This is a genomic window from Streptomyces sp. NBC_00306, assembly GCF_036169555.1.
Taxonomy (GTDB): Bacteria; Actinomycetota; Actinomycetes; order Streptomycetales; family Streptomycetaceae; genus Streptomyces; species Streptomyces achmelvichensis.
Window position 1 is genome coordinate 1,383,744 of the sequence record NZ_CP108032.1, and the last position, 19,963, is coordinate 1,403,706.

Consider the following 19,963-nt stretch of genomic DNA (forward strand, 5'->3'; position numbering starts at 1 on the left):
GGTGGGGTCATGGGGGGTCAGGAAGTCTTGGTGGGTTCCGCGGTCGCGGTGGCGGGCTTGAGGATCCGCAGCCGGGGCGCCGAGCTGCCGCGTCCGCGCTGGTGCAGACCGCGGGCCGCGTAGTCGCCGGCGAACTGGATGAGGGAGATGACGACGGCGAGGATGGCCACCGTGATCCACATCAGTTCGGTCTCGAAGCGCTGGTAGCCGTAGCGGATGGCGATGTCGCCGAGTCCGCCCGCGCCGACCGTTCCGGCCATCGCCGAGTAGCCGATGAGCGCGACGATCGTCGTGGTGGCGCTGGAGATCAGCGACGGCAGCGACTCGGGCACCAGCACCTTGCGGACGACCGTCCAGGTGCTGCCGCCCATCGACTGCACGGCCTCGACCAGTCCTCCGTCGACCTCGCGGACGGCGGTCTCCACGAGCCGGGCGAAGAACGGGATGGCACCGATCGCCAGGGGCACGATGGCGCCCTCCCGGCCGATGGTGGTGCCGGTCAGCGCCTTGGTGAAGGGCATCAGCGCGACCATGAGGATGATGAACGGCATCGAGCGCGTGACGTTCACGATCTGGCCGATCACCTTGTTCAGCAGGGAGCTGCTGAGCAGGCCGCCGCGGTCCGTGAGGACGAGGACGACACCGAGCGGCAGTCCGCCGACGACGGCGATGAGGGTGGACCAGCCCACCATGTAGAGGGTGTCCCAACAGGCCTGCTCCAGCAGGGGCTGCATCTCCGACCAGGTCACTTGGCACCGTCCTTCACAAGCTCGCCCGTAACGGCCTCGTCGGCCACCTCGACCTGGAGTCCCTGCTCGCGCAGGAATCCGATCGGTACGACGTTCTCCTCGAACCGGCCGGGCAGCTCGATCCGCATCCGGCCGACCTGCCGGCCAGCGACCGTGTCCATCGCGGCGCCGAGGATCGAGATGTCGATGTTGTACGTACGGGAGAGCTGCGAGATCACCGGACGGGTGGCGGCCTCACCGTGGAAGGTGACGTCGACGACCGTGCGGTCGAGGCCCGAGGCGTCGCCGCTGACCGGGAAGAGCGCGGCGGCCAGCTCGGAGCCCGGGGTGGCGAGCAGCTCGCTGACGGTGCCGGACTCGATGATGCGGCCCTGTTCCATCAGGGCCGCGGAGTCGCAGACCGTCTTGACGACGTCCATCTCGTGCGTGATGAGCAGGACCGTCAGTCCCAGCTGGCGGTTGAGGTCGCGCAGCAGATGGAGGATGGAGCGGGTGGTCTCCGGGTCGAGCGCGCTGGTGGCCTCGTCGGAGAGCAGCACCTTGGGGTCGCCGGCGAGGGCCCGGGCGATGCCGACCCGCTGCTTCTGGCCGCCCGAGAGCTGGCTCGGGTAGGCCTTGGCCTTGTCGGCGAGGCCGACGAGGTCGAGGAGTTCGAGCGCCTTGCGGGAGCGTTCCCGGCCGGAGATGCCGAGGATCTCCAGCGGCAGTTCCACGTTGTCCTGCACGGTGCGCGAGGACAGCAGGTTGAAGTGCTGGAAGACCATGCCGATACGGCTGCGGGCTTCGCGCAGCTGCTTGCCCGCCCGCGGTCCGCGGCCGGCGAGAGCGGTGAGGTCCTTACCGGCCACGGTCACGGTGCCGGCGGTGGGACGTTCCAGGAGGTTCACGCAGCGGATGAGCGAGGACTTGCCGGCGCCGCTCTGGCCGATGACGCCGTACACCTCGCCCTCCTCGACGTGGAGATCGACGCCGTCCAGGGCGGTGACCTCGCGTCCTCGCGAGCGGTAGACCTTGGTCAGGCCCGTAGTGGTGATCACAGGGATATCCGTCACTGTCGAGTGCACGGCAGGGGTGTCGCCGGGCACGGGGCATTCACATTCGGAAAGCGGCACGGATTCGTTCCGGAGCACGGAACGGGAAAAGTGCGCGGGGGCAGGCGTGGTCCATGGCTATGGACGCGGTGTCTGCGGTCTCACTTCGGGGCGCGAAACAACGGCAGGGGCCCTCAGAAGGCGCACATTCGACACATACAACGAGCACCGGGCGTCGTGATCGCCTCGGTCGCAAGGGTGCGGCTGCTCGTCGTGGTCATGGCGGCAAGTAAACCAGACCGTCACACCGGACGATCACAGCCGTCCGAATAGCGGACAGCCCTGATACGGAAAATGGACGGAGTCACTCCGCTGCGGTGATCTCCAGGCCGGCCCCGCTGACCTGCGCAGACACCGCCGAGAGGTCACGGACGACGACATCGGCCAGCAGCTCGGTCGCCGCGTGCGTTGTGGTCAAGGCCACGGTTCGCATGCCTGCGGCCCGCCCCGCGGTCAGTCCCGCCGGGGCGTCCTCGAAGACCACACAACCCTCCGGCCGCACCCCGAGCCGGCGCGCGCCGAGCAGGAAGGGCTCCGGGTCCGGCTTGCCCCGGGTGATGTCGTCCGCGGCGATGAGGTTCTTGGGCCGGATGCCGACCTCTTCGAGCCGCGCCTCGGCCAGCCGCCGCGTCGCGGAAGTGACGACCGCCCAGCGGTCGGCGGGCAGGCTGTCCAGGAGTTCGGCGGTGCCGGGCAGGAGCACGACTCCCCCGGCGACGTCCTCGACCTCCAGCTGCTCGATACGGGCCACGGCCTCGGGGACCACCGCGGCGGGCAGCAGGTCGGCGGCTATCTCCACGGCGGGACGGCCGTGCAGCTCGACGCGGGCGAAGTCCTCCGCGGTGATGCCGTACTCCCGCGCCCAACGGGTCCAGCAGCGGTACACCGACTCCATCGAGGAGACGAGGGTTCCGTCGTTGTCGAACAGCAGGGCTTCGGCGGGGATCTTCATGCTCCCGACCCTACGGGGCGCACCGGGGCCGCTCGCATCGGGCCTTTTGGCCCGTAATACGCTCGGGCCATGCTTGACGCCCTGACGGTCGCGGTCGCCGTGACCGCGCTCGCTCTCGCCGCCTGGTGCGGCTTCGCCGCCTATCGCGATCAGCCGACCAAGGACTGGCACTTCATCGGCATGGCCGTGGTGACCGTCCTCGCGCTGGCGCAGCTGGTGGTGGGCATCGTGCAACTGGCGCGCGGGCAGGAGGCGCACGAGGGCAACACGATCTTCGTCGCGTATCTCATCGGCTCGTTCCTCTCGGTCCCGGCCGCCGGGTTCCTGTCACTGACGGAGCGGACCCGCTGGGGGTCGGCGACCGTCGCGGCCGGGGCCGTGGTCCTCGCGGTACTCGAAGTACGGCTCTACGACATCTGGGGAGGCTGACGATGGCCGAGCCCGTCACCGGCGAGAAGAGCGGCCGGCAGGAGCGGACCACGCTGGTCCAGGGCCCCGGACTGCTGCTGGTGTGGCTGTACGGAGTGATGTCGGTCGGCGCGGTGTCGCGCTCGGTCTACCAGATCCTCACCGACTTCGGCAGCGCCCCGCTGGCGCACGTGCTCTCCGCCGTCGCCGCCGTGGTGTACGCGTTCATCACCTACACCCTGGTCCGCGGCGGGGAGAAGGCCCGCAGGGCGGCGCTGGTGTGCTGCGCCGCCGAGCTCGCGGGTGTCCTGATCGTCGGTACCTGGACGGTGCTGGATCCGTCCGCCTTCCCCGACTCGACGGTCTGGTCGGAGTACGGCATGGGCTATCTCTTCATCCCGGTGCTGCTGCCGGTCACCGGCATGCTGTGGCTGCGCCGCTCACGCAGGCAGCCCGCGTAGGGAGTGTCCGCCGCGGACACGGCCTACGCGGGCTGCCCGGGCACTATGCGCTGGCGACGAACTCCCGTGCGGCCGCTTCCTTCTGGAGCGTGACCAGCGTGAGTCTCGGGCCAACCTGCTCGCTGGATACCTGTACATATCCGCGGCTGCGGTAGAGCCGGAGGTTGCTCTCGCTGCGGTGGCCGGTGAACAGCTGGAAGCGCTTGGCCGCGGGCTCCGCGGCGAAGCCCTTCTCGATCGCGTCGAGCAGCCGGCCGCCGAGACCGTGGCGCTGCATCCGCGGGTGCACGATGAGTTTGGCGATCCGGGCCGTCCCCTCCTCGTCGACCCGGCCGCGCACGGAGGCGATCACCTCGTCACCGAGCCTGGCCACCAGGGCGTGGCCCTGGTCGATCTCGGCCCGCAGATCGTCGAGTGACTGGGTGAGGGGCTCGATGCCGTAGTCCCCGTAGAGCTCGGCCTCGGCCTGGTAGCACAGATACTGCAGCTTGAGGATCTGCTCCGCGTCCTGTGCTCTCGCCGCTGAGATGGTCACGCTCATGCCCATGTGCGCACGCCTCCCGCTCACCTGTCCGCCGGTTGTCTACCGCTCCTTTCCCCCATGTTCAGGAGCCGCAACCTCTGTCGTGAGCATTCTGCGCAGGCATCCCAGGCAACGGGAACGCATCGGCCCCAGACTTCCTTGTGAGATACCCAACTCCCCTGCGATTTCCCGGTAGGTGGGGTCCTCGGGCGACAACATCGCAGTCAGCAGGCGCGGGCAGTTGCCGGGAGTGCGGGCCACGGCCGCCCGTAGGGTCCGGCGGCGTTCGGCGCGCAGCGCCGCCCGTTCCGGTCCGCCGGCCGGATCGGCCGGATCGGCCGGATCGGCCGAGAACTCTGCGCCGTACGGACGCTCCCGTGCGGCCGTGCGCCGGGCGCGCCGCGCCTCGGCCCGTACCGCGGACCTGACCCAGCGGGCCGCGTCCGGCGGTGGTCCGCCACCGTCGAGTTGTTCGAACAGCCGCACCCACACGGCCTGTTCCAGATCACCCGCGTCCATCGCCGCACCGAGGGCCTCGGCCGTCGCCTCCGCGCTCACCAACGGACGCAGGGCGCTGACGACATCAGCCGCGGAGTCATCGAGAAGCGTCATGCCCGGCGGGACGTGTCCCACGGGGGCGACGGTTGCCCCGCGGGCGCGCAGTCACCCGTACGGGCGGACAGGGCCTGCCCCCGCCGTACGCAGGGGCAGGCCGGTTCCCCGGGTCAGCCGCGGAAGTCCGCGGCGGCCAGCAGTCCGGTGTCGGCGTTGTCGGTGAAGATGCCGTCGATGCCGGTCTCGAAGTAGACCTTGAACGCGCCGAACGCGTCGCCGTAGGCGTTCGGGTCGCTGCCGCGCCGGAAGTCCGCGGGCAGGAAGCTGTTCTCGTTCCGCATGGTGTACGGGTGGAGGATCAGGCCCTTGGCGTGCGCGTCCCGCACCAGCGTCGTCGTCTTGGTCAGCTTGCCGTTGGCGTCCCTCGGGATGATGAGGTCGACCCACGGGCCGATGCCCTGGGCGAACGACGCGATCCACTTCAGGCCCTCGGGCTTGACGAGGTCGGCGACCGTGCGCGGGTCCCCCGCCGTCACAAAGTCCCAGGGGCGGGTGTTCGCGGCGTCGAAGAGCACCACGCGCGGCGAGTCGACGAGCTTCGCCATCCGCTGCATGCTGCTCGGCTCGAACGACTGGAGGAACACGGGCGAGTTGCGGCGGTCGCGCCCGTAGCGGCGCAGCAGCTTGGCGAGCCGCTCCTCCAGCCCGAGGCCGATGCCCCGGAAGTACGTGGGGTGCTTGGTCTCGATGTGCAGCCACACCGGCCGGCCCCGACGACGGCCCTCGGTCTCGGCCCAGCGCAGCACCTCCTCGAAGGAGGGCACGGCCCACCGGCCGTCGTAGAGCGTGTTCTCCTGCCGGACGGCCGGGATCCGCTCCTTCGCACGCAGCGTCTTGAGCTCGGCGAGCGTGAAGTCCTCGGTGAACCAGCCCGTGAGGCTCACCCCGTCGACGCTCTTCGTCGTTTTCCGCGCGGCGAATTCGGGATGGTTCGCCACATCCGTGGTACCCGTGATGTCGTTCTCGTGACGGCATACGAGATGGCCGTCCTTGGTGGGCACCAGGTCCTGCTCGATGACGTGCGCGCCCATGTCGAGCGCCAGCTGGTACGAGCCGAGCGTGTGCTCGGGCCGGTAACCACTGGCGCCGCGGTGGGCGATGACCGTCGGATACGGCAGGTCCTTGTATCCGCCGTGACCGCCGTGCCGTTCGGCAGCCCCGGACGGCGTGGCGGTGGCGCCGACACCGAGGGCTGCCGTGCCGAGTACCGCCGCTCCGAGAACAGTCCGGCGAGCCGGGCTTCCGTCCGAACCCTGCGTCATCGAGGTACCTCCATGTGATGTCCCGCACCTGTCGAGAGTCGCCCGATCGTAGGCAGCTACGCCTTACATACGGCAGACCCTGGACGAACACGCCGGAAACACACGTCAACACTGCGTATCCGCTCCGTGAACCCGATGTGCGGTGGGGACAAGCCGCGAGTATCGTCCTCACCTGCACAGACTTGGCCGTCCACTACCGTCCGTCCCTGAGACCGGAGGACCCGTTGTCCCGCTTGTCGCTCATCAAGGCCGTCCTAGGACCCTTCCTGCGCCTGATGTTCCGTCCACGGGTGGAGGGCACGGAGAACATTCCGGGCACCGGTCCTGTCATTCTCGCCGGCAACCACCTGACGTTCATCGACTCGATGATCCTGCCGTTGGTGTGCGCCCGTCCGGTGTACTTCATCGGCAAGGACGAGTACGTGACGGGCAAGGGACTCAAGGGCCGGGCCATGGCCTGGTTCTTCACGGGCTGCGGGATGATCCCCGTCGACCGCGACGGCGCCAACGGCGGAGTGGCGGCACTGATGACCGGACGGCGCGTGCTGGAGGAGGGCAGGATCTTCGGCATCTACCCCGAGGGCACCCGCTCCCCCGACGGCCGGCTGTACCGCGGCCGCACCGGCATCGCCCGCCTCACGCTGATGACCGGCGCGCCGGTGGTCCCGTTCGCGGTGATCGGCACGGACAAGCTCCAGCCGGGCGGCGCGGGCCTGCCGCGTCCGGGCCGGGTGACGATCCGCTTCGGTGAGGCGATGGAATTCTCGCGGTACGAGGGCATGGACCGCGACCGTTATGTGCTGCGGGCGGTGACGGACTCGGTGATGACCGAGGTCATGGAGCTGTCGGGCCAGGAGTACGTGGACATGTACGCCACGAAGGCGAAGGCCGCCTGAGAGCGCCGAGGGCTTCCGGGGGCGCTGCGAACCGCACCGCGGCAGGGCGCCGTTGACCGGGTGAGCCGGCAGCCGCACGACGTACGACGACGGGCCGGGACCTGCTGAGGTCCCGGCCCGTCGTCGTACGTCGTGCCGCGCGCACTCGCCCTGCGTCAGTGCTCGATGCCGCTTTCGAGGCGCTGGCCGCGCAGCAGGAACCATGCCGCGATCGCCGTCGCGAACAACACGGCCGAGCCCACCGCGCCCGCCACGTGGAACCCCTCCGTGAACGCGTTCTGCACCGAGGTGAGCAGCGCCTCGCCCTGATGCGCGGGCAGCCCCTCGGCCACCTCCACGGCGCCGCCGAGCGAGTCCCGGGCCGCTTCCGCCGCACCGGCCGGCACGTCCTGCGGGACGGTGAAGTCCCGGTAGACGCCGGTCACGACGGTGCCCAGCAGGGCGATGCCGAGCGCCGCACCCAGTTCGTACGCCGTCTCGGAGACGGCCGACGCGGCGCCCGCCTGCTCCTTGGGCACCGTGGACAGGATGACGTCCGCGGTCACGGTGAACGCGAGTCCCGCACCCAGTCCGCCGATGAACAGGGCCACGCCGAGCATCAGCGCGGAGGTGTCGGCCGTCAGCAGTGTGCAGGCCGCGAGGGCGAGACCGACGGCCGCCAGCCCCGTCGAGACGGCGCTGCGCACGGAAGCGCGGCGCGCCGCGTAGCCGGCGAGCAGGCCGGCACCCACCGCTCCGATCGCCGCCGGCAGTTCGATGAGCCCGGCCTCCAGGGGCGAGCGCCCCTGGACGAGCTGGAGGAACTGCGAGAGGAAGAACACCAGTCCGGACAGGCCGAGAATGGTCAGCAGGTCCGCCAGTACCGCGCCGGAGAAGCCCTTGTGGTGGAACAGGCGTACGTCCAGGAGCGGTGAGGGCAGCGTCAATTGCCGTCGTACGAACCAGACGAGTGCGGCGATACCGATGACCGCGGCCCCGCACGTGTCCGGGCGCAGGCCGTGGACGGTCGCCTCCTTGACGGCGTACACGACGGCGACGATGCCGATCAGCGAGAGGGCGACGCTGATGAGGTCCCAGGGGCCGGGGTCGGGGTTGCGCGACTCGGGGAGCAGCTTGATGCCGACGACCACCAGCACCGCCATGACGGGCAGATTGATGAGGAAGACCGAGCCCCACCAGAAGTGCTCCAGCAGGAACCCGCCGACGACGGGCCCGACCGCGGCGCCCGCCGACGCGGCGGCGCCCCAGATGCCGACCGCGACGCTGCGCTCCTTGGGGTCGTGGAAGATGTTGCGGATCAGGGCCAGCGTGGAGGGCATCAGCGTGGCACCGGCGATGCCGAGGAGCGCGCGGGCCAGGATCATCATCTCGGGGCTGGACGCATAGGCGTTGAGCACCGACACCGCGCCGAACGCGACCGCGCCGGTCAGCAGCAGCTTCTTGCGGCCGATGCGGTCGCCGAGGCTGCCCATGGAGACGAGCAGGCCGGCGATGACGAACGAGTAGACGTCGCCGATCCACAGCAGCTGGGTGCCGGACGGCTTCAGGTCCTCGCTGAGGTAGGGGGTCGCGAGGCCGAGCACGGTGGCGTCGACCGCGACGAGCAGCACCGCCAGAACCAGGACTGACAGGGCGAGCCACCGGCCGGGTGCGCGCACGGTCTCGTGTGCCGTCGCCCGCTGGTCGGTTGTGCTCATTTCTCCACGCTCCGTCGTGCGCCGCCGAGCAGCAGCTCGGCGATCATGAATTGGTAGTCCTTGCCGGCGACGCGGCCGTCCTGCACCGCCCAGGCGCACGAGCCGATCAGCCCGTACAGCGCCTCGGTGAGCCAGGCAGGGGTGAGGTCGATGCGGAAGTCGCCCTCGTCCTGGCCGCGGCGGAACAGCGCCGAGACCCGGGCGTCGAGCCTGGCCCAGCCCTCGTTGACCTCTTCGCCCTCGAACAGCTGGTTCTCGGTGACGAGGAAGGCGAGCAGTCCCGCACTCGGCTCGGTCGCGGCGATGAGCCGGCGCAGCGCCTCGGGAGCCGGTCCCTCCGCGAGGCGGGCGGCGTCGAGGGCCGTCTCGAACTCCCGGATCCCGAGGTCCTCGAGCGCCCGCACCAGCGCCTCCCGCCCGGCGAAGTGCCGGTGCAGGGTGGCGCGTCCGATGCCGGCGGCCCTGGCGACCTCGTCCATCGTCGACGTCGCCTTACGGGAGAGGAGGCCGGCGGCGGTCCGCAGTACCTGCTCACGATCCACAGTCATGAGACAAGCATAAACCATATGAGACATCATTGTCTCATTCCTGCGTCGGGTGCCCCTTTCCGCAGGTGCCGAGACTGCACCACCGGCGGCGGCCGCTCTCGTCGAGGAAGAGCCAGCCGCATTCTTCGCCGGGGCAGGCGCGGATCAGGAACCGGCGGGGGTCGGCGAGCAGATCGGCGGCGCTGCGGGCGACGGCCCAGAGCGGGAGCCGCAGCCCGGCGCCGGGAGAGAGCCGCCAGCGGCCCAGACCGTCCTCGCCGCGGACGAACACCGAGGCCCGGGCGGCCTCCTCGGCCACGGCGGCCACCGCGGTGAAGGCGCGCCCGTCGTCCGGCGCGCTCAGGCAGGCGTAGAGCCGGCCGCGGAAGTCCCGTGCCTCCTTCAGCGCGGCGGCCGCCTCGGCCGGCTGGCGGCGCGCCTGTTCCAGCAACCGGGAGACGAGCCGGTCCTCGGCCAGGTCCAGATGTCCGGCCCAGACCGCGAGGGTCGAGTAGCCGCGCAGCCACTCCGAGCCGGGAAGCTCCGGGCCGCCCCAGCCGGCGTAGGTGTTGCAGAACTCCAGTGCCGGATGGCCGCTCGTGTTCCACGGCAGCCATTCCTCACCGACGCGTACCGCGTAGACGGGCGCGGGCGAGCGGTCCAGACGGGGATCGGCCCGGAGCATACGGTCGTGCAGGGTGCGCAGCCCGCTGCCGGGTTCGACGCCGAGTTCGGCGACCAGGAACCGGCGGGTGCCGCGGTAGAGCGCCAGGGCATCGGCCTGGCGGCCGCCGCGGTACAGGGCGGTCATCCGGGCCGCGACGAGCCGTTCGCGATCCGGGTGCTGCTTGGCCGGCAGCGCCAGGTCGGCCACGACGCTCTCGTGCAGGCCCATGTCGAGCTGGGCCTCGGCCCGCTGCTCCAGTGCGGACAGCCGCAGGTCGTCGAGCGCGCCGCCGATACGCTCGCGCAGCCGGGGGCCGGCCACGTCGGCGAGCAGCGGGCCGCGCCATAGCGCGAGCGCCCGGTCGTGCAGACGCACCCGCGGGGCGAAGTCCCCCGTGGCGGCGGCCTCGCGGACGAGATGGACGAACTCGCGCGCGTCGATGACGTGGGTGTCCGGCTCGACGGCGTAGCCGTCATGACGGGTGTCGAGGCGCAGCCCGTACGGCGCGAGCGCGGCCCGCAGCCGTCCGATGTAGGTGTGCACGGTGCCGCGTGCGGACGCGGGCGCGCCACCGTCCCACAGGAGGTCGATGAGCCGGTCGGTGGTCACCACGGCGCCCGCCTCCAGCAGCAGGATCGCCAGCAGACAGCGTTCCTGGCGACGGCCGGCCACCAGGATCCGCTGTCCTTCGTGGCGGGCCTCGAACGGCCCGAGCAGGTGGAACTCCATGAACCGCTGAGCGTAGCCGGGCACTTGGGCTCAGCCCAGGCGTCTTTCGACGGTGGTGAGAGTGTGGTCAGCGGCCGGGGAGAAGGTGGCCGGGTCCCGATCCCGCTTCCTCACGGATCTCCCCGAACTCACGGAGTGACCATGCGAACCGCTGTTGCCGTGCGACGAACCGCCCTTGCGCTGACGGCACTTGCCACCACGCTGCTGTGCCCGGCGGTCGCGTCGGCGGCGGACACCGCCCCCGGCTGGGAGCCTGCGCCGTCCCCGCCGTTCGATCTCGCCGCGGGCGTGCGCTGCGACTTCCCGGTTCATGGCGAACCGCTGGTCGACGAGGTCGTCCGGCGCGTTGTCGAGCGGCACCCGGACGGCTCGGCGAAGCGGGTGGCGTACAAGGGTGATCTGGTCGTCCGGGTCACGAACACCGGAACCGGTGACTTCTACGACGCCGACGTGAGCGGCACGGCCCTCGTCGACCACCGCACGGACGGCTCCCAGTTCTGGTCCGTCCTGGGCCCGGTCCTGGTCGGCGTCGGCGCAGGGGGCGGCAATCTGCCCCGCAGCATGTATGTCGTCGACGGGCTCTACACCATGGACATCAGCGCGACCGGCCACAAGACGGTCACCATGGTCCACGGCACGCGGACCGACATCTGCGAGCAGATCGACTGACCGCGGGCCGGCCCGTGCGCGTCGGGCGGCCGGCTGTCCGGCCGGCCGCCCGGCGCGAGCGGGTCAGTGCTTCGCCCGCGCCCACGCGTGCTGGATCACCAGGTCCGCCTTCACCTCGGACAGCTGCGTGGCCACCGCCGACGGCGCCGTCCCGCCGCGCCCGTTCCTCGACGCCAGCGCCCCCGGAACGTTCAGCACGCCGCGTACCTCCGGGGTCAGATGCTCCGAGATCTTCGCGAACTGGTCGTCGGTCAGCTGGTCCAGTTCGATCCCCTGCTGCTCGCACTCCTTCACGCACTCGCCCGCGACCTCGTGCGCCACCCGGAACGGCACGCCCTGACGGACCAGCCACTCCGCGATGTCCGTCGCCAGGGAGAAGCCCGCCGGGGCCAGTTCCTCCATCCGCTCGCGGTTCACCGTGAGCGTGGCCATCATGCCGGTGAAGGCGGGGAGCAGGACCTCCAGCTGGTCGCAGGAGTCGAAGACCGGCTCCTTGTCCTCCTGGAGGTCGCGGTTGTACGCCAGCGGCAGCGCCTTGAGCGTCGCCAGCAGGCCCGTGAGGTTGCCGATGAGCCGCCCCGACTTGCCGCGCGCCAGCTCCGCGATGTCCGGGTTCTTCTTCTGCGGCATGATCGACGAGCCGGTGGAGAAGGCGTCGTGGAGCGTGACGAAGGAGAACTCCTTCGTGTTCCAGATGATGATCTCCTCCGCGATGCGCGAGAGGTTCACGCCGATCATCGCGGTGATGAAGGCGAACTCCGCCACGAAGTCACGCGACGCCGTGCCGTCGATCGAGTTGCCCGCCGACCCGTTCTCGAAGCCGAGGTCCTTCGCCACCGCCTCCGGGTCGAGCCCGAGCGAGGACCCGGCGAGCGCGCCCGAGCCGTACGGGGAGACGGCCGTCCGCTTGTCCCACTGCCGCAGCCTCTCCGCGTCCCGGGAGAGCGACTGCACATGAGCGAGGACGTGGTGGGCGAACAGCACGGGCTGGGCGTGCTGAAGATGCGTACGGCCGGGCATCGCGACATCGGCGTGCGCCTCGGCGAGGCCCACCAGCGCGTCCTGGAGTTCGGCGACGAGGCCGCCGATGATCCGGGCGTGGTCGCGCAGATACATCCGGAACAGCGTCGCGACCTGGTCGTTGCGGGAACGGCCGGCGCGCAGCTTGCCACCGAGGTCGGGACCGAGCCGCTCCAGCAGCCCCCGCTCCAGCGCGGTGTGGACGTCCTCGTCGGCGATGGTGCCGACGAACGAACCGTCCGCGACGTCCGTCTCCAGCCGGTCGAGCCCCGCGAGCATGCGCGTCAGCTCGTCCTCGGTGAGCAGCCCCGCCTTGTGGAGCACCCGGGCGTGCGCGCGGGAACCGGCGATGTCGTAGGGCGCGAGACGCCAGTCGAAGTGCACCGACGCGGACAGCTTCGCCAGCGCCTCTGCCGGGCCGTCGGCGAACCGGCCGCCCCAGAGCCGGACGTCACCGTTGTTGCTGCTCACAGCTGAAGCTCCTCAGGAGGATGGATGAACCACTGCCTCCCCGCCGCGGAGGAACGGGGAGGCAGATGTCGCGTGCACGGGGAACCAGGGAATCAGGCGAGGTCGCGCTTGGCGGCGATCTTCGCGGAGAGTCCGAAGAGCTCGATGAAGCCCTGCGCCTTCGACTGGTCGAACGTGTCGCCCGAGTCGTAGGTGGCGAGGTTGAAGTCGTACAGCGACTCCGTGGACTTCCGGCCGGTGACGACGGCGCGGCCGCCGTGCAGCGTCATCCGGATGTCGCCCGTCACGTGCTGGTTGGCCTCGTCGATGAAGCCGTCCAGGGCGCGCTTGAGGGGGGAGAACCACAGGCCGTCGTAGACGAGCTCGCCCCAGCGCTGCTCGACCTGCCGCTTGTACCGGGCCAGCTCGCGCTCGACCGTGACGTTCTCGAGCTCCTGGTGCGCGGTGATCAGCGCGATCGCGCCCGGGGCCTCGTACACCTCACGGGACTTGATGCCCACGAGCCGGTCCTCGACCATGTCGATCCGGCCGATGCCCTGGCCGCCGGCCCGCTCGTTGAGCTGCTGGATGGCCTGGAGGACGGAGACGGGCTTGCCGTCGATGGCGACCGGGACGCCCTCCTTGAAGGAGATGACGACCTCGTCGGCCTCACGCTGCTCGGCGGGGTTGGAGGTGTACTCGTAGATGTCCTCGATCGGACCGTTCCAGATGTCCTCCAGGAAGCCGGTCTCGACGGCCCGCCCGAAGACGTTCTGGTCGATGGAGTACGGCGACTTCTTGGTGGTCGCGATCGGGAGCTGCTTGTCCTCGCAGAAGGCGATCGCCTTGTCCCGGGTCATCGCGTAGTCACGGACCGGGGCGATGCACTTCAGCTCGGGGGCGAGGGCGACGATGCCGGCCTCGAACCGCACCTGGTCGTTGCCCTTGCCGGTGCAGCCGTGGGCGACCGTGGTGGCGCCGTGCTTCTTGGCGGCGGCGACGAGGTGCTTGACGATCGTCGGCCGGGAGAGGGCGGAGACCAGCGGGTAGCGGTCCATGTAAAGGGCGTTGGCCTTGATCGCCGGGAGGCAGTACTCCTCGGCGAACTCGTCCTTCGCGTCGGCGACCTCGGCTTCCACAGCACCGCAGGCGAGCGCGCGCTTGCGGATGACGTCCAGGTCCTCGCCGCCCTGGCCGACGTCCACGGCAACGGCGATGACCTCGGCGCCCGTCTCCTCGGCGATCCAGCCGATGGCGACGGAGGTGTCCAGACCGCCTGAGTAGGCGAGTACGACGCGCTCGGTCACGGGTTTCTCCTTACGATGCATTCGGTGATGGGTATAACTATGCAAGGCACCGTATGTTTTGTCAAAGAGGTTCCACCCCTCGCCCCTGACCTGCGGTAATCAAGATGCCCCCAGCGCCTGCGGCCCCTTACTCTCCACGCAACGGACCTGGGGAGGGGCCATGGAAGCGGTGGACGTGAGCGCCGGGCAGAGGGCGGCGCGCCTGGCCGGCGGGGCGCGCCCGGCCGGCGCAGGAAACGGTGAGGACCCGGCCGCCTGGCTCGCGTTCGACCTCGGTGTGCGATCGTCCGGCCGGAACGGCTACGGCACCGACGACGCCGTACGCGCCAGGCCCGAGACCGCGCTCTGTCACAGGGACGGCCGGCGCCGCCGAGCCGCGCTCGTCGAGGCCGCCGGCGATACCGCCCTGCTGCCCCTGGTCGCGATCCGGTGCGCGGACTGGGCCGAGCCCGTCAGGGAGACCGCGCGCGATCTGCTGTCGGCCGCGCTGGCATCCGATCCCGGGACCGTACTGCGCACCCTGACCCCGCTCGTACTGCGGCTCGGCGGGCGTGAGCAGGGCCGGTGGGCACGGGACCGGTTCGAGGAGGCACTGCGGGGGCAGCCGTACGCGGTCACCGCCCGGCTGCTGGAAAGCGGCGACCGGGCCACGCGACGGCTGACCGCCGGCATTCTGCTGGATGCGCAGGCCCTGGGCGCGGTGGAACTGGCCGGTCGGGCCGCCGTCGAGCGGGACACGGCGCTCGCCGGGCGCTGGGCCGATGCCGCCGTCGCCACCATGGACGCGGCGGACCACGACGAGGTCGTCGCCGTGCTGCTCGGCGGCCGGCTGCCCTTCGTACGGTCGGCCGGTGTCACGTCGCTGCACCGCACGGGCCGCGGCGCCGACGCGGCATCCTGGCTGACCGACCGGTCGGGGCTCGTACGGGCCTGCGCGCGCTGGGCCCTGCGGCAGAGCGGGACCGATCCGCACGCGCTCTACCGCGGTCTGTGCGCCGACCCGGCGACCGTGACCCCCGGCGCCGCGATCGGGCTGGCCGAGTGCGGGGACAAGACCGACGCCGACCGGCTGACGACCCTGGCCCGGCACCCGGACGGTGCCGTAAGGGCCAGGGCACTGGCGGGACTTCGCCTGCTCGACGCGACCCGGACGCAGTTCATGCGGGCGCTGCTCGACGACCCCCACCCGGGTGTCGTCCGGGAGGCGTCACTGGCCCTCCTGCCGTCCGCCGGCACCCTCCCCGAGGCCTGGCTGCGCGAACGGCTGGCTCCCGGGCGGGCGCGGGCTTCCCGGATCGCGGCCTTCCGGCTGCTCAGTGCGCAGGGCGGTACGGCAGCGCTGCGGGCCGCCGTGGACCTGCTGGCCGACGAGGACGCCACACTGCGCCGCAGGGGCGGGGACCAGGCGCTGAGATGCCTGTTCCCGTATCCGGACCCGCGGCTGCCGCGTCACGACCCCGAGGTCGGGGAGCTGGTGGACCGCAGTGCGGCTCTGATGAGCAACTACGTACGGGACAGGGTGCGTTCACACCTCGGACTCGGCCGCTCGGAGCCGTCCGCAGGCGGATAATCTTCCGTATGGGACAGCGCTACGCACGTATCGACGGCCGTATCCGCACCTTCATCGAGCAGCAGCCGGTGTTCTTCACCGCCACGGCGCCCCTGGCCGCCGACGGGCACGTCAACCTCTCCCCCAAGGGCCGCAGCGGCAGCCTCGTGGTCATCGACGAGCAGACCCTCGCCTATCTGGACTTCGGCGGCAGCGGCGCTGAGACCGTCGCCCATCTGCGGGAGGAGGGCAATGGCCGGATCACGCTGATGTGGTGCGCGTTCTCCGGCCCGCCGAAGGTGCTGCGGGTGCACGGCACCGGGGAGGCCGTGTTCCGCGACGACCCCCGCTGGTCCGCGTACATCGGCCACTTCGCGGAGGTCGACGGGCCGTCCGCCCGCGCGATCGTGGTCGTCCACGCCCGCCGTATCAGCGACGCCTGCGGCTTCGCGGTGCCCTTCATGGACTACCGGGAGGAGCGCACCCAGCACGCGGAGCACTTCGGCCGGAAGACGGACGAGGAATTCGCCGCGTACTGCGCGAAGAAGGACCACGTGGGGGTGAGCCTGGACGGGCTGCCGGCGCTGCCGCTGCCTCTCGCGGCCCGTACGGACACCGTCTGACGCGGGACACCGTCCGGGACAGGGGCCCGGACGCACGGCCCCCACACGTTACCGACGCCCGCGCCCGCGTCACGGCAGAACCCGGAACCTCACCGGTTGAACTCCCGCCGCTCCGCATCCGTATCCAGGTACGCGAACGAGGCGCAGCCGAGGAGCAGTCGTGACGATGTTGCAGAACGGTCGGGCCGCCAGACGCCAGACCATGCGGGCGATCCGGCCCCAGCGTGACCCGGCGGTGGTGTTGTTGGCCATCGCTTGGGTGGGGGCGGCGGCCGTGCTGTCCCTGTGGTGGCAGAACACGGCCGTGGTGCACATGGACACCGCCGAGTGGCTGGTCGGGGCCGGCCGGCTCACCGGTCTGCTCGGCGGATACATGATCGCGCTGGTGGTCCTGCTGATGGCGCGCGTTCCCGCGCTGGAGCGGCGGGTGGGTTCCGACAGGGTGACGCGATGGCACGCGATGAGCGGCCGCTATGCGATCTGCCTGATCGTCACGCATGTCGTGATGACCGTATGGGGCTACTCCGTGCAGGCCGACACGGGTGTGGTCGAGCAGACCGTCACCGTCGTCGTCGACTTCCCCGAGATGATCAAGGCGACGATCGGCACCGGTCTCCTGCTGTTCATCGGCTTCGTCTCGGCCGGCATGGTGCGGCGGAAGATGGCGTACGAGACCTGGTACTACATGCATCTGCTGACGTATGTCGCGGTGTATCTGACCTTCTGGCACCAACTCGCCACCGGGGCCGAGTTCGTCGCCGACTCCACAGCCCGCACCGTCTGGTACGCCCTGTACGGGACCGTCGGCGCGCTGCTGCTCTGGTACCGCGTGCTGGCGCCTGTCCGGCTGAACCTCTGGCACCGCATGCGGGTCGAGTCGACGGTGGACGAGGCCCCCGGGGTGGTCTCCGTGCTGATCAGCGGCCGCCGGCTGCACCGGCTCGGCGCCGAGGCGGGGCAGTTCTTCCGCTGGCGCTTCCTCACCAAGGGCCTGCGCTGGAGCGCCAATCCGTACTCGCTCTCGGCCCCGCCCCGGCCCAATCTGATGCGGATCACCGTCAAGGCCGTCGGCAAGCACAGCACGGCGCTGTCCCAGCTGGAGCCCGGGACGCGGGTCTGGGCGGAGGGTCCGTACGGCGCGATGACCGCCGGCCGGCGCAGCCGCAACAAGGTGCTGCTGATCGCGGGCGGCGCCGGAATCACCCCGCTCCGGGCGCTGTTCGAGACGCTGCCCGGCGGGCCGGGGGATCTGACGCTGCTCTACCGGGCCAGCAAGACCCAGGACCTGGCGCTGTGGAGCGAGCTCAAGGAGATCGCCCGCAACCGCGACGCACAGCTGATGTACGCCGTGAACGGTCCGGACGGTGCCCGGCCCGAGATCACCGCCGAGCGGCTGAAGGAAGTCCTGCCCGACATCGACAGTCACGACGTATACCTCTGCGGACCGCCCGGTCTCGCCGAGGAGTCCTACCAGGCACTGCGTGAAGCCGGAGTGCCGTCCCGCCGGATCCACCACGAGTCCTTCGAGATGTGAGGCCGTCCGTGAAGAGGAAACACCCGCTGCGCCGGGTCATGATCGGCATCGCCGCCACGGCGTCCGGCGTCGTGCTGCTGCTCGCTCTGAAGCAGCCGGGCACCACGGTCGCCGAGGCGTCCGCCGGTTCCCAGGTTCCGCCGGGCGGTTCGGCATCGGCCGCCGGTGGACAGACGGTGCTCGGGGACGCCGCCGGTACGCAGTACGGCGACGTCCAGGTCCAGCTGACCCTCAGCGGCGGCAGAATCACCGGCGCACAGGCGGTGAAGGCGCCCGACGCCGACGCCAACAGCCGCCAGATCGCCGCCAGCGCCATCCCCAAGCTCAACCAGGCGGTGATGGCGGCCCAGAGCGCCGACATCGACGCGGTATCCGGCGCCAGCTACACCAGCAAGGGCTACATCACGTCACTCCAGAGCGCGCTGGACAAGGCCGGGGCGGCCGCCCCGGGCGCGGGGGCCTCGGGCGGTACGGGAAGCGGCGAGGCGGCGGCACCGCCGCCCGCGGCGGACCCGGGAGCCGGCGCTGACACGGGAGCCGGCGCGGATCCCGGCGCGGGAGCGGATTCCGGCTCCGGCGCAGGTGGGGATTCCGGCTCCGGCGCAGGTGCGGGAGCCGGCGACGCGGCGCCGAAGACCGTGCTCGGCGACGTGGCCGACACACAGTACGGCCCGGTGCAGGTCAAGATCACGGTCAGCGGCGGCAGGATCACCGCGGCGGACGCGGTGAAGGCACCGGACAGCGACGCCAACAGCCGCCAGATCGCCGCCAATGCCGTACCCAAGCTCAATCAGGCCGCGGTCACGGCGCAGAGCGCCGGCATCGACGCCGTATCCGGCGCCAGCTACACCAGCAAGGGCTACATCACGTCCCTTCAGAGCGCCATCGACAAGGCGGGCCTGTGATGTCCGGCGGGACGCGGCTGCGCCACGTCGAGCACTCGATGGGCACGGTCTTCTCGTTCGACATCCGGATGGCCGCCGCCGACTCCCCGCGGGTGCGTGCCGGGCTCGCGGCCGCCGTCGCCGGTCTGCACCGCGTCGACGAGATCTTCTCGACGTACCGCGAGGACAGCCAGATCAGCCGGCTGGCCCGGCACGAGATCACGCTCGACGACTGCGTCACCGAGGTCGCCGAGGTCTTCCGGCTGTGCGAGGAGGCCGAGCGCGAGAGCGACGGCTGGTTCACCGCCCGCTACGCCGGCGGCGTCGATCCGACCGGCGTGGTCAAGGGCTGGGCCGTGGAGTGCGCCGTCCGCATGCTCGCCTCCTCCGGCGCGGACGCGGTCTGCCTCAACGGCGGCGGTGACATCCAACTGCACGGCGGCCCCTGGCGAGTGGGGGTGTCGGACCCGCTGCACCCCGGTGAGCTCGTCACCGTGATCGAGGCCGACGACGGTCTGGCCGTCGCCACCTCGGGCCCGGCCGAGCGCGGCTGCCACATCCTCGACCCGCACACCCGCCGGCCCCCGGCCGACGGCATCGCCTCGATGACGGTCGTCTGCCCGGGGCTGACGGAGGCGGACGCCCGGGCGACCGCCGCGTACGCGATGGGCGACCGGGCCCGCGGCTGGCTGGAGGACCTCGCCGGCACCGAGGCCTTCGCGGTCCTCGCCGACGGCAGCACCTGGCAGACCAGCGGATTCGCCCGCCACTGCGCGCAGTTGCCCGCCTGACGGCCCGATCGGGCCCCCGTCAGCGGCCGTTCTGGGCCAGGCGCAGCAGATGGTCGGCGAGCGCCTGGCCGCCGAGCGGGTCGCGGCTGATCAGCAGCAGGGTGTCGTCACCCGCGATCGTGCCGAGGATGTCGCGCAGTTCGGCCTGGTCGATGGCCGAGGCGAGGAACTGGGCCGCCCCGGGGGGTGTGCGCAGGACGACGAGATTGGCCGACGCCTCCGCGGAGATGAGCAGTTCACCGGAGAGGCGGCGCATCCGCTCCTCCTTCGCCGACTCCCCCAGCGGCACGTGCGGGGTGCGGAAGCCGCCCTCGCTGGGTACCGCGTAGATCAACTCACCGCCGGTGTTGCGGATCTTCACGGCGCCGAGCTCGTCGAGGTCCCGGGAGAGCGTCGCCTGGGTGACGCTCAGCCCGTTGTCGGCGAGGAGCTTGGCCAGCTGGCTCTGCGAGCGCACCGGCTGCCGGTTGAGGATGTCCACGATCCGGCGGTGGCGGGCCGTACGGGTCTGCGGCACGGCCGGCCCGCCGTGCTCGGTGTCCTGCGCATCGCTCATCGT

General features: G+C 71.0%; 21 protein-coding genes. 9 read left to right on the top strand and 12 right to left on the bottom strand.

Going from position 1 to position 19,963, the window contains the following annotated elements; genetic code table 11:
• Positions 1–17 precede the first annotated feature (17 nt).
• From OHA05_RS06155 to OHA05_RS06165, 3 genes are all read right to left on the bottom strand, one after another.
• Positions 18–749: a methionine ABC transporter permease gene (locus OHA05_RS06155; RefSeq protein ID WP_313947409.1), complete on the bottom strand. Its 732-nt coding sequence runs from the start codon at positions 747–749 to the stop codon at positions 18–20.
• Entirely contained in the window at positions 746–1,786 is a 1,041-nt protein-coding gene (locus OHA05_RS06160) for a methionine ABC transporter ATP-binding protein (protein ID WP_313947408.1), read from the bottom strand. Before OHA05_RS06160 ends, OHA05_RS06155 begins: the two co-directional genes overlap by 4 nt.
• A gap of 358 nt (positions 1,787–2,144) precedes the next feature.
• Positions 2,145–2,792 carry an HAD family hydrolase gene (locus tag OHA05_RS06165; protein ID WP_313947407.1) on the bottom strand — a complete coding sequence of 216 codons (648 nt, stop codon included), beginning with the start codon at positions 2,790–2,792 and terminating at the stop codon, positions 2,145–2,147.
• 69 nt (positions 2,793–2,861) lie between these two features.
• On the opposite strand from OHA05_RS06165, the gene OHA05_RS06170 reads away from it, so the two are divergent.
• On the top strand, positions 2,862–3,221 hold the full coding sequence (locus OHA05_RS06170) for a hypothetical protein (RefSeq protein WP_313947406.1): 360 nt from the start codon (positions 2,862–2,864) through the stop codon (positions 3,219–3,221).
• Positions 3,222–3,223: 2 nt separating this feature from the next.
• A complete protein-coding gene (locus tag OHA05_RS06175; protein WP_328860016.1) occupies positions 3,224–3,661 on the top strand; it encodes a hypothetical protein in 438 nt (145 codons plus the stop codon).
• Between the two features lie 43 nt (positions 3,662–3,704).
• Here the strand turns inward: OHA05_RS06175 and OHA05_RS06180 are convergent, their stop codons facing one another.
• From OHA05_RS06180 to OHA05_RS06190, 3 genes are all read right to left on the bottom strand, one after another.
• The gene (locus OHA05_RS06180; protein ID WP_313947404.1) at positions 3,705–4,208 is read right to left on the bottom strand and encodes a GNAT family N-acetyltransferase; all 504 of its coding nucleotides are present in this window, start codon (positions 4,206–4,208) and stop codon (positions 3,705–3,707) included.
• A gap of 36 nt (positions 4,209–4,244) precedes the next feature.
• Positions 4,245–4,796, bottom strand: coding sequence for a sigma-70 family RNA polymerase sigma factor (locus OHA05_RS06185; RefSeq protein WP_328860017.1), 552 nt, complete (start codon positions 4,794–4,796; stop codon positions 4,245–4,247).
• 113 nt (positions 4,797–4,909) lie between these two features.
• Positions 4,910–6,061, bottom strand: a complete 1,152-nt coding sequence (locus OHA05_RS06190) for a glycerophosphodiester phosphodiesterase (protein ID WP_313947402.1) — start codon at positions 6,059–6,061, stop codon at positions 4,910–4,912.
• Positions 6,062–6,294: 233 nt separating this feature from the next.
• Between OHA05_RS06190 and OHA05_RS06195 the strand changes: the two genes are divergently transcribed.
• Positions 6,295–6,957, top strand: a complete 663-nt coding sequence (locus OHA05_RS06195; protein WP_313947401.1) for a lysophospholipid acyltransferase family protein — start codon at positions 6,295–6,297, stop codon at positions 6,955–6,957.
• Between the two features lie 155 nt (positions 6,958–7,112).
• Here OHA05_RS06195 and OHA05_RS06200 read toward each other — a convergent pair whose 3' ends face one another.
• The 3 genes from OHA05_RS06200 to OHA05_RS06210 are packed head-to-tail and all read right to left on the bottom strand — an operon-like array spanning position 7,113 to position 10,577.
• On the bottom strand, positions 7,113–8,654 hold the full coding sequence (locus OHA05_RS06200) for an MFS transporter (RefSeq protein WP_313947400.1): 1,542 nt from the start codon (positions 8,652–8,654) through the stop codon (positions 7,113–7,115).
• The gene (locus OHA05_RS06205) at positions 8,651–9,202 is read right to left on the bottom strand and encodes a TetR/AcrR family transcriptional regulator (protein WP_313947399.1); all 552 of its coding nucleotides are present in this window, start codon (positions 9,200–9,202) and stop codon (positions 8,651–8,653) included. The genes OHA05_RS06200 and OHA05_RS06205 overlap by 4 nt, the downstream gene beginning before the upstream one ends.
• Positions 9,203–9,236: 34 nt before the next feature.
• Positions 9,237–10,577 carry a BTAD domain-containing putative transcriptional regulator gene (locus OHA05_RS06210; RefSeq protein WP_313947398.1) on the bottom strand — a complete coding sequence of 447 codons (1,341 nt, stop codon included), beginning with the start codon at positions 10,575–10,577 and terminating at the stop codon, positions 9,237–9,239.
• A gap of 159 nt (positions 10,578–10,736) precedes the next feature.
• Here OHA05_RS06210 and OHA05_RS06215 point away from each other — a divergent pair, with 159 nt between their 5' ends.
• Entirely contained in the window at positions 10,737–11,246 is a 510-nt protein-coding gene (locus OHA05_RS06215) for a hypothetical protein (RefSeq protein ID WP_313949083.1), read from the top strand.
• A gap of 63 nt (positions 11,247–11,309) precedes the next feature.
• On the opposite strand, the gene argH is transcribed toward OHA05_RS06215, so the two are convergent.
• Both argH and OHA05_RS06225 read right to left on the bottom strand, forming a co-directional pair.
• The gene (gene argH / locus OHA05_RS06220) at positions 11,310–12,737 is read right to left on the bottom strand and encodes an argininosuccinate lyase (RefSeq protein WP_328860018.1); all 1,428 of its coding nucleotides are present in this window, start codon (positions 12,735–12,737) and stop codon (positions 11,310–11,312) included.
• Between the two features lie 92 nt (positions 12,738–12,829).
• Complete coding sequence (locus OHA05_RS06225) at positions 12,830–14,023, bottom strand: argininosuccinate synthase (protein WP_313947396.1); 1,194 nt, start codon at positions 14,021–14,023, stop codon at positions 12,830–12,832.
• Positions 14,024–14,183: 160 nt separating this feature from the next.
• Here OHA05_RS06225 and OHA05_RS06230 point away from each other — a divergent pair, with 160 nt between their 5' ends.
• The 5 genes from OHA05_RS06230 (at position 14,184) to OHA05_RS06250 (ending at position 19,404) form a co-directional block, all read left to right on the top strand.
• Entirely contained in the window at positions 14,184–15,593 is a 1,410-nt protein-coding gene (locus OHA05_RS06230; protein ID WP_328860019.1) for a hypothetical protein, read from the top strand.
• 8 nt (positions 15,594–15,601) lie between these two features.
• Positions 15,602–16,195 carry a pyridoxamine 5'-phosphate oxidase family protein gene (locus tag OHA05_RS06235; RefSeq protein ID WP_313947394.1) on the top strand — a complete coding sequence of 198 codons (594 nt, stop codon included), beginning with the start codon at positions 15,602–15,604 and terminating at the stop codon, positions 16,193–16,195.
• Between the two features lie 166 nt (positions 16,196–16,361).
• A complete protein-coding gene (locus tag OHA05_RS06240; protein ID WP_328863339.1) occupies positions 16,362–17,729 on the top strand; it encodes a ferredoxin reductase family protein in 1,368 nt (455 codons plus the stop codon).
• Between the two features lie 8 nt (positions 17,730–17,737).
• On the top strand, positions 17,738–18,634 hold the full coding sequence (locus tag OHA05_RS06245; RefSeq protein ID WP_313947393.1) for an FMN-binding protein: 897 nt from the start codon (positions 17,738–17,740) through the stop codon (positions 18,632–18,634).
• Positions 18,634–19,404, top strand: a complete 771-nt coding sequence (locus OHA05_RS06250; protein ID WP_313947392.1) for an FAD:protein FMN transferase — start codon at positions 18,634–18,636, stop codon at positions 19,402–19,404. The genes OHA05_RS06245 and OHA05_RS06250 overlap by 1 nt, the downstream gene beginning before the upstream one ends.
• A 19-nt stretch (positions 19,405–19,423) precedes the next feature.
• Here OHA05_RS06250 and OHA05_RS06255 read toward each other — a convergent pair whose 3' ends face one another.
• Positions 19,424–19,960, bottom strand: a complete 537-nt coding sequence (locus tag OHA05_RS06255) for an arginine repressor (protein WP_328860020.1) — start codon at positions 19,958–19,960, stop codon at positions 19,424–19,426.
• Positions 19,961–19,963: the final 3 nt, after the last annotated feature.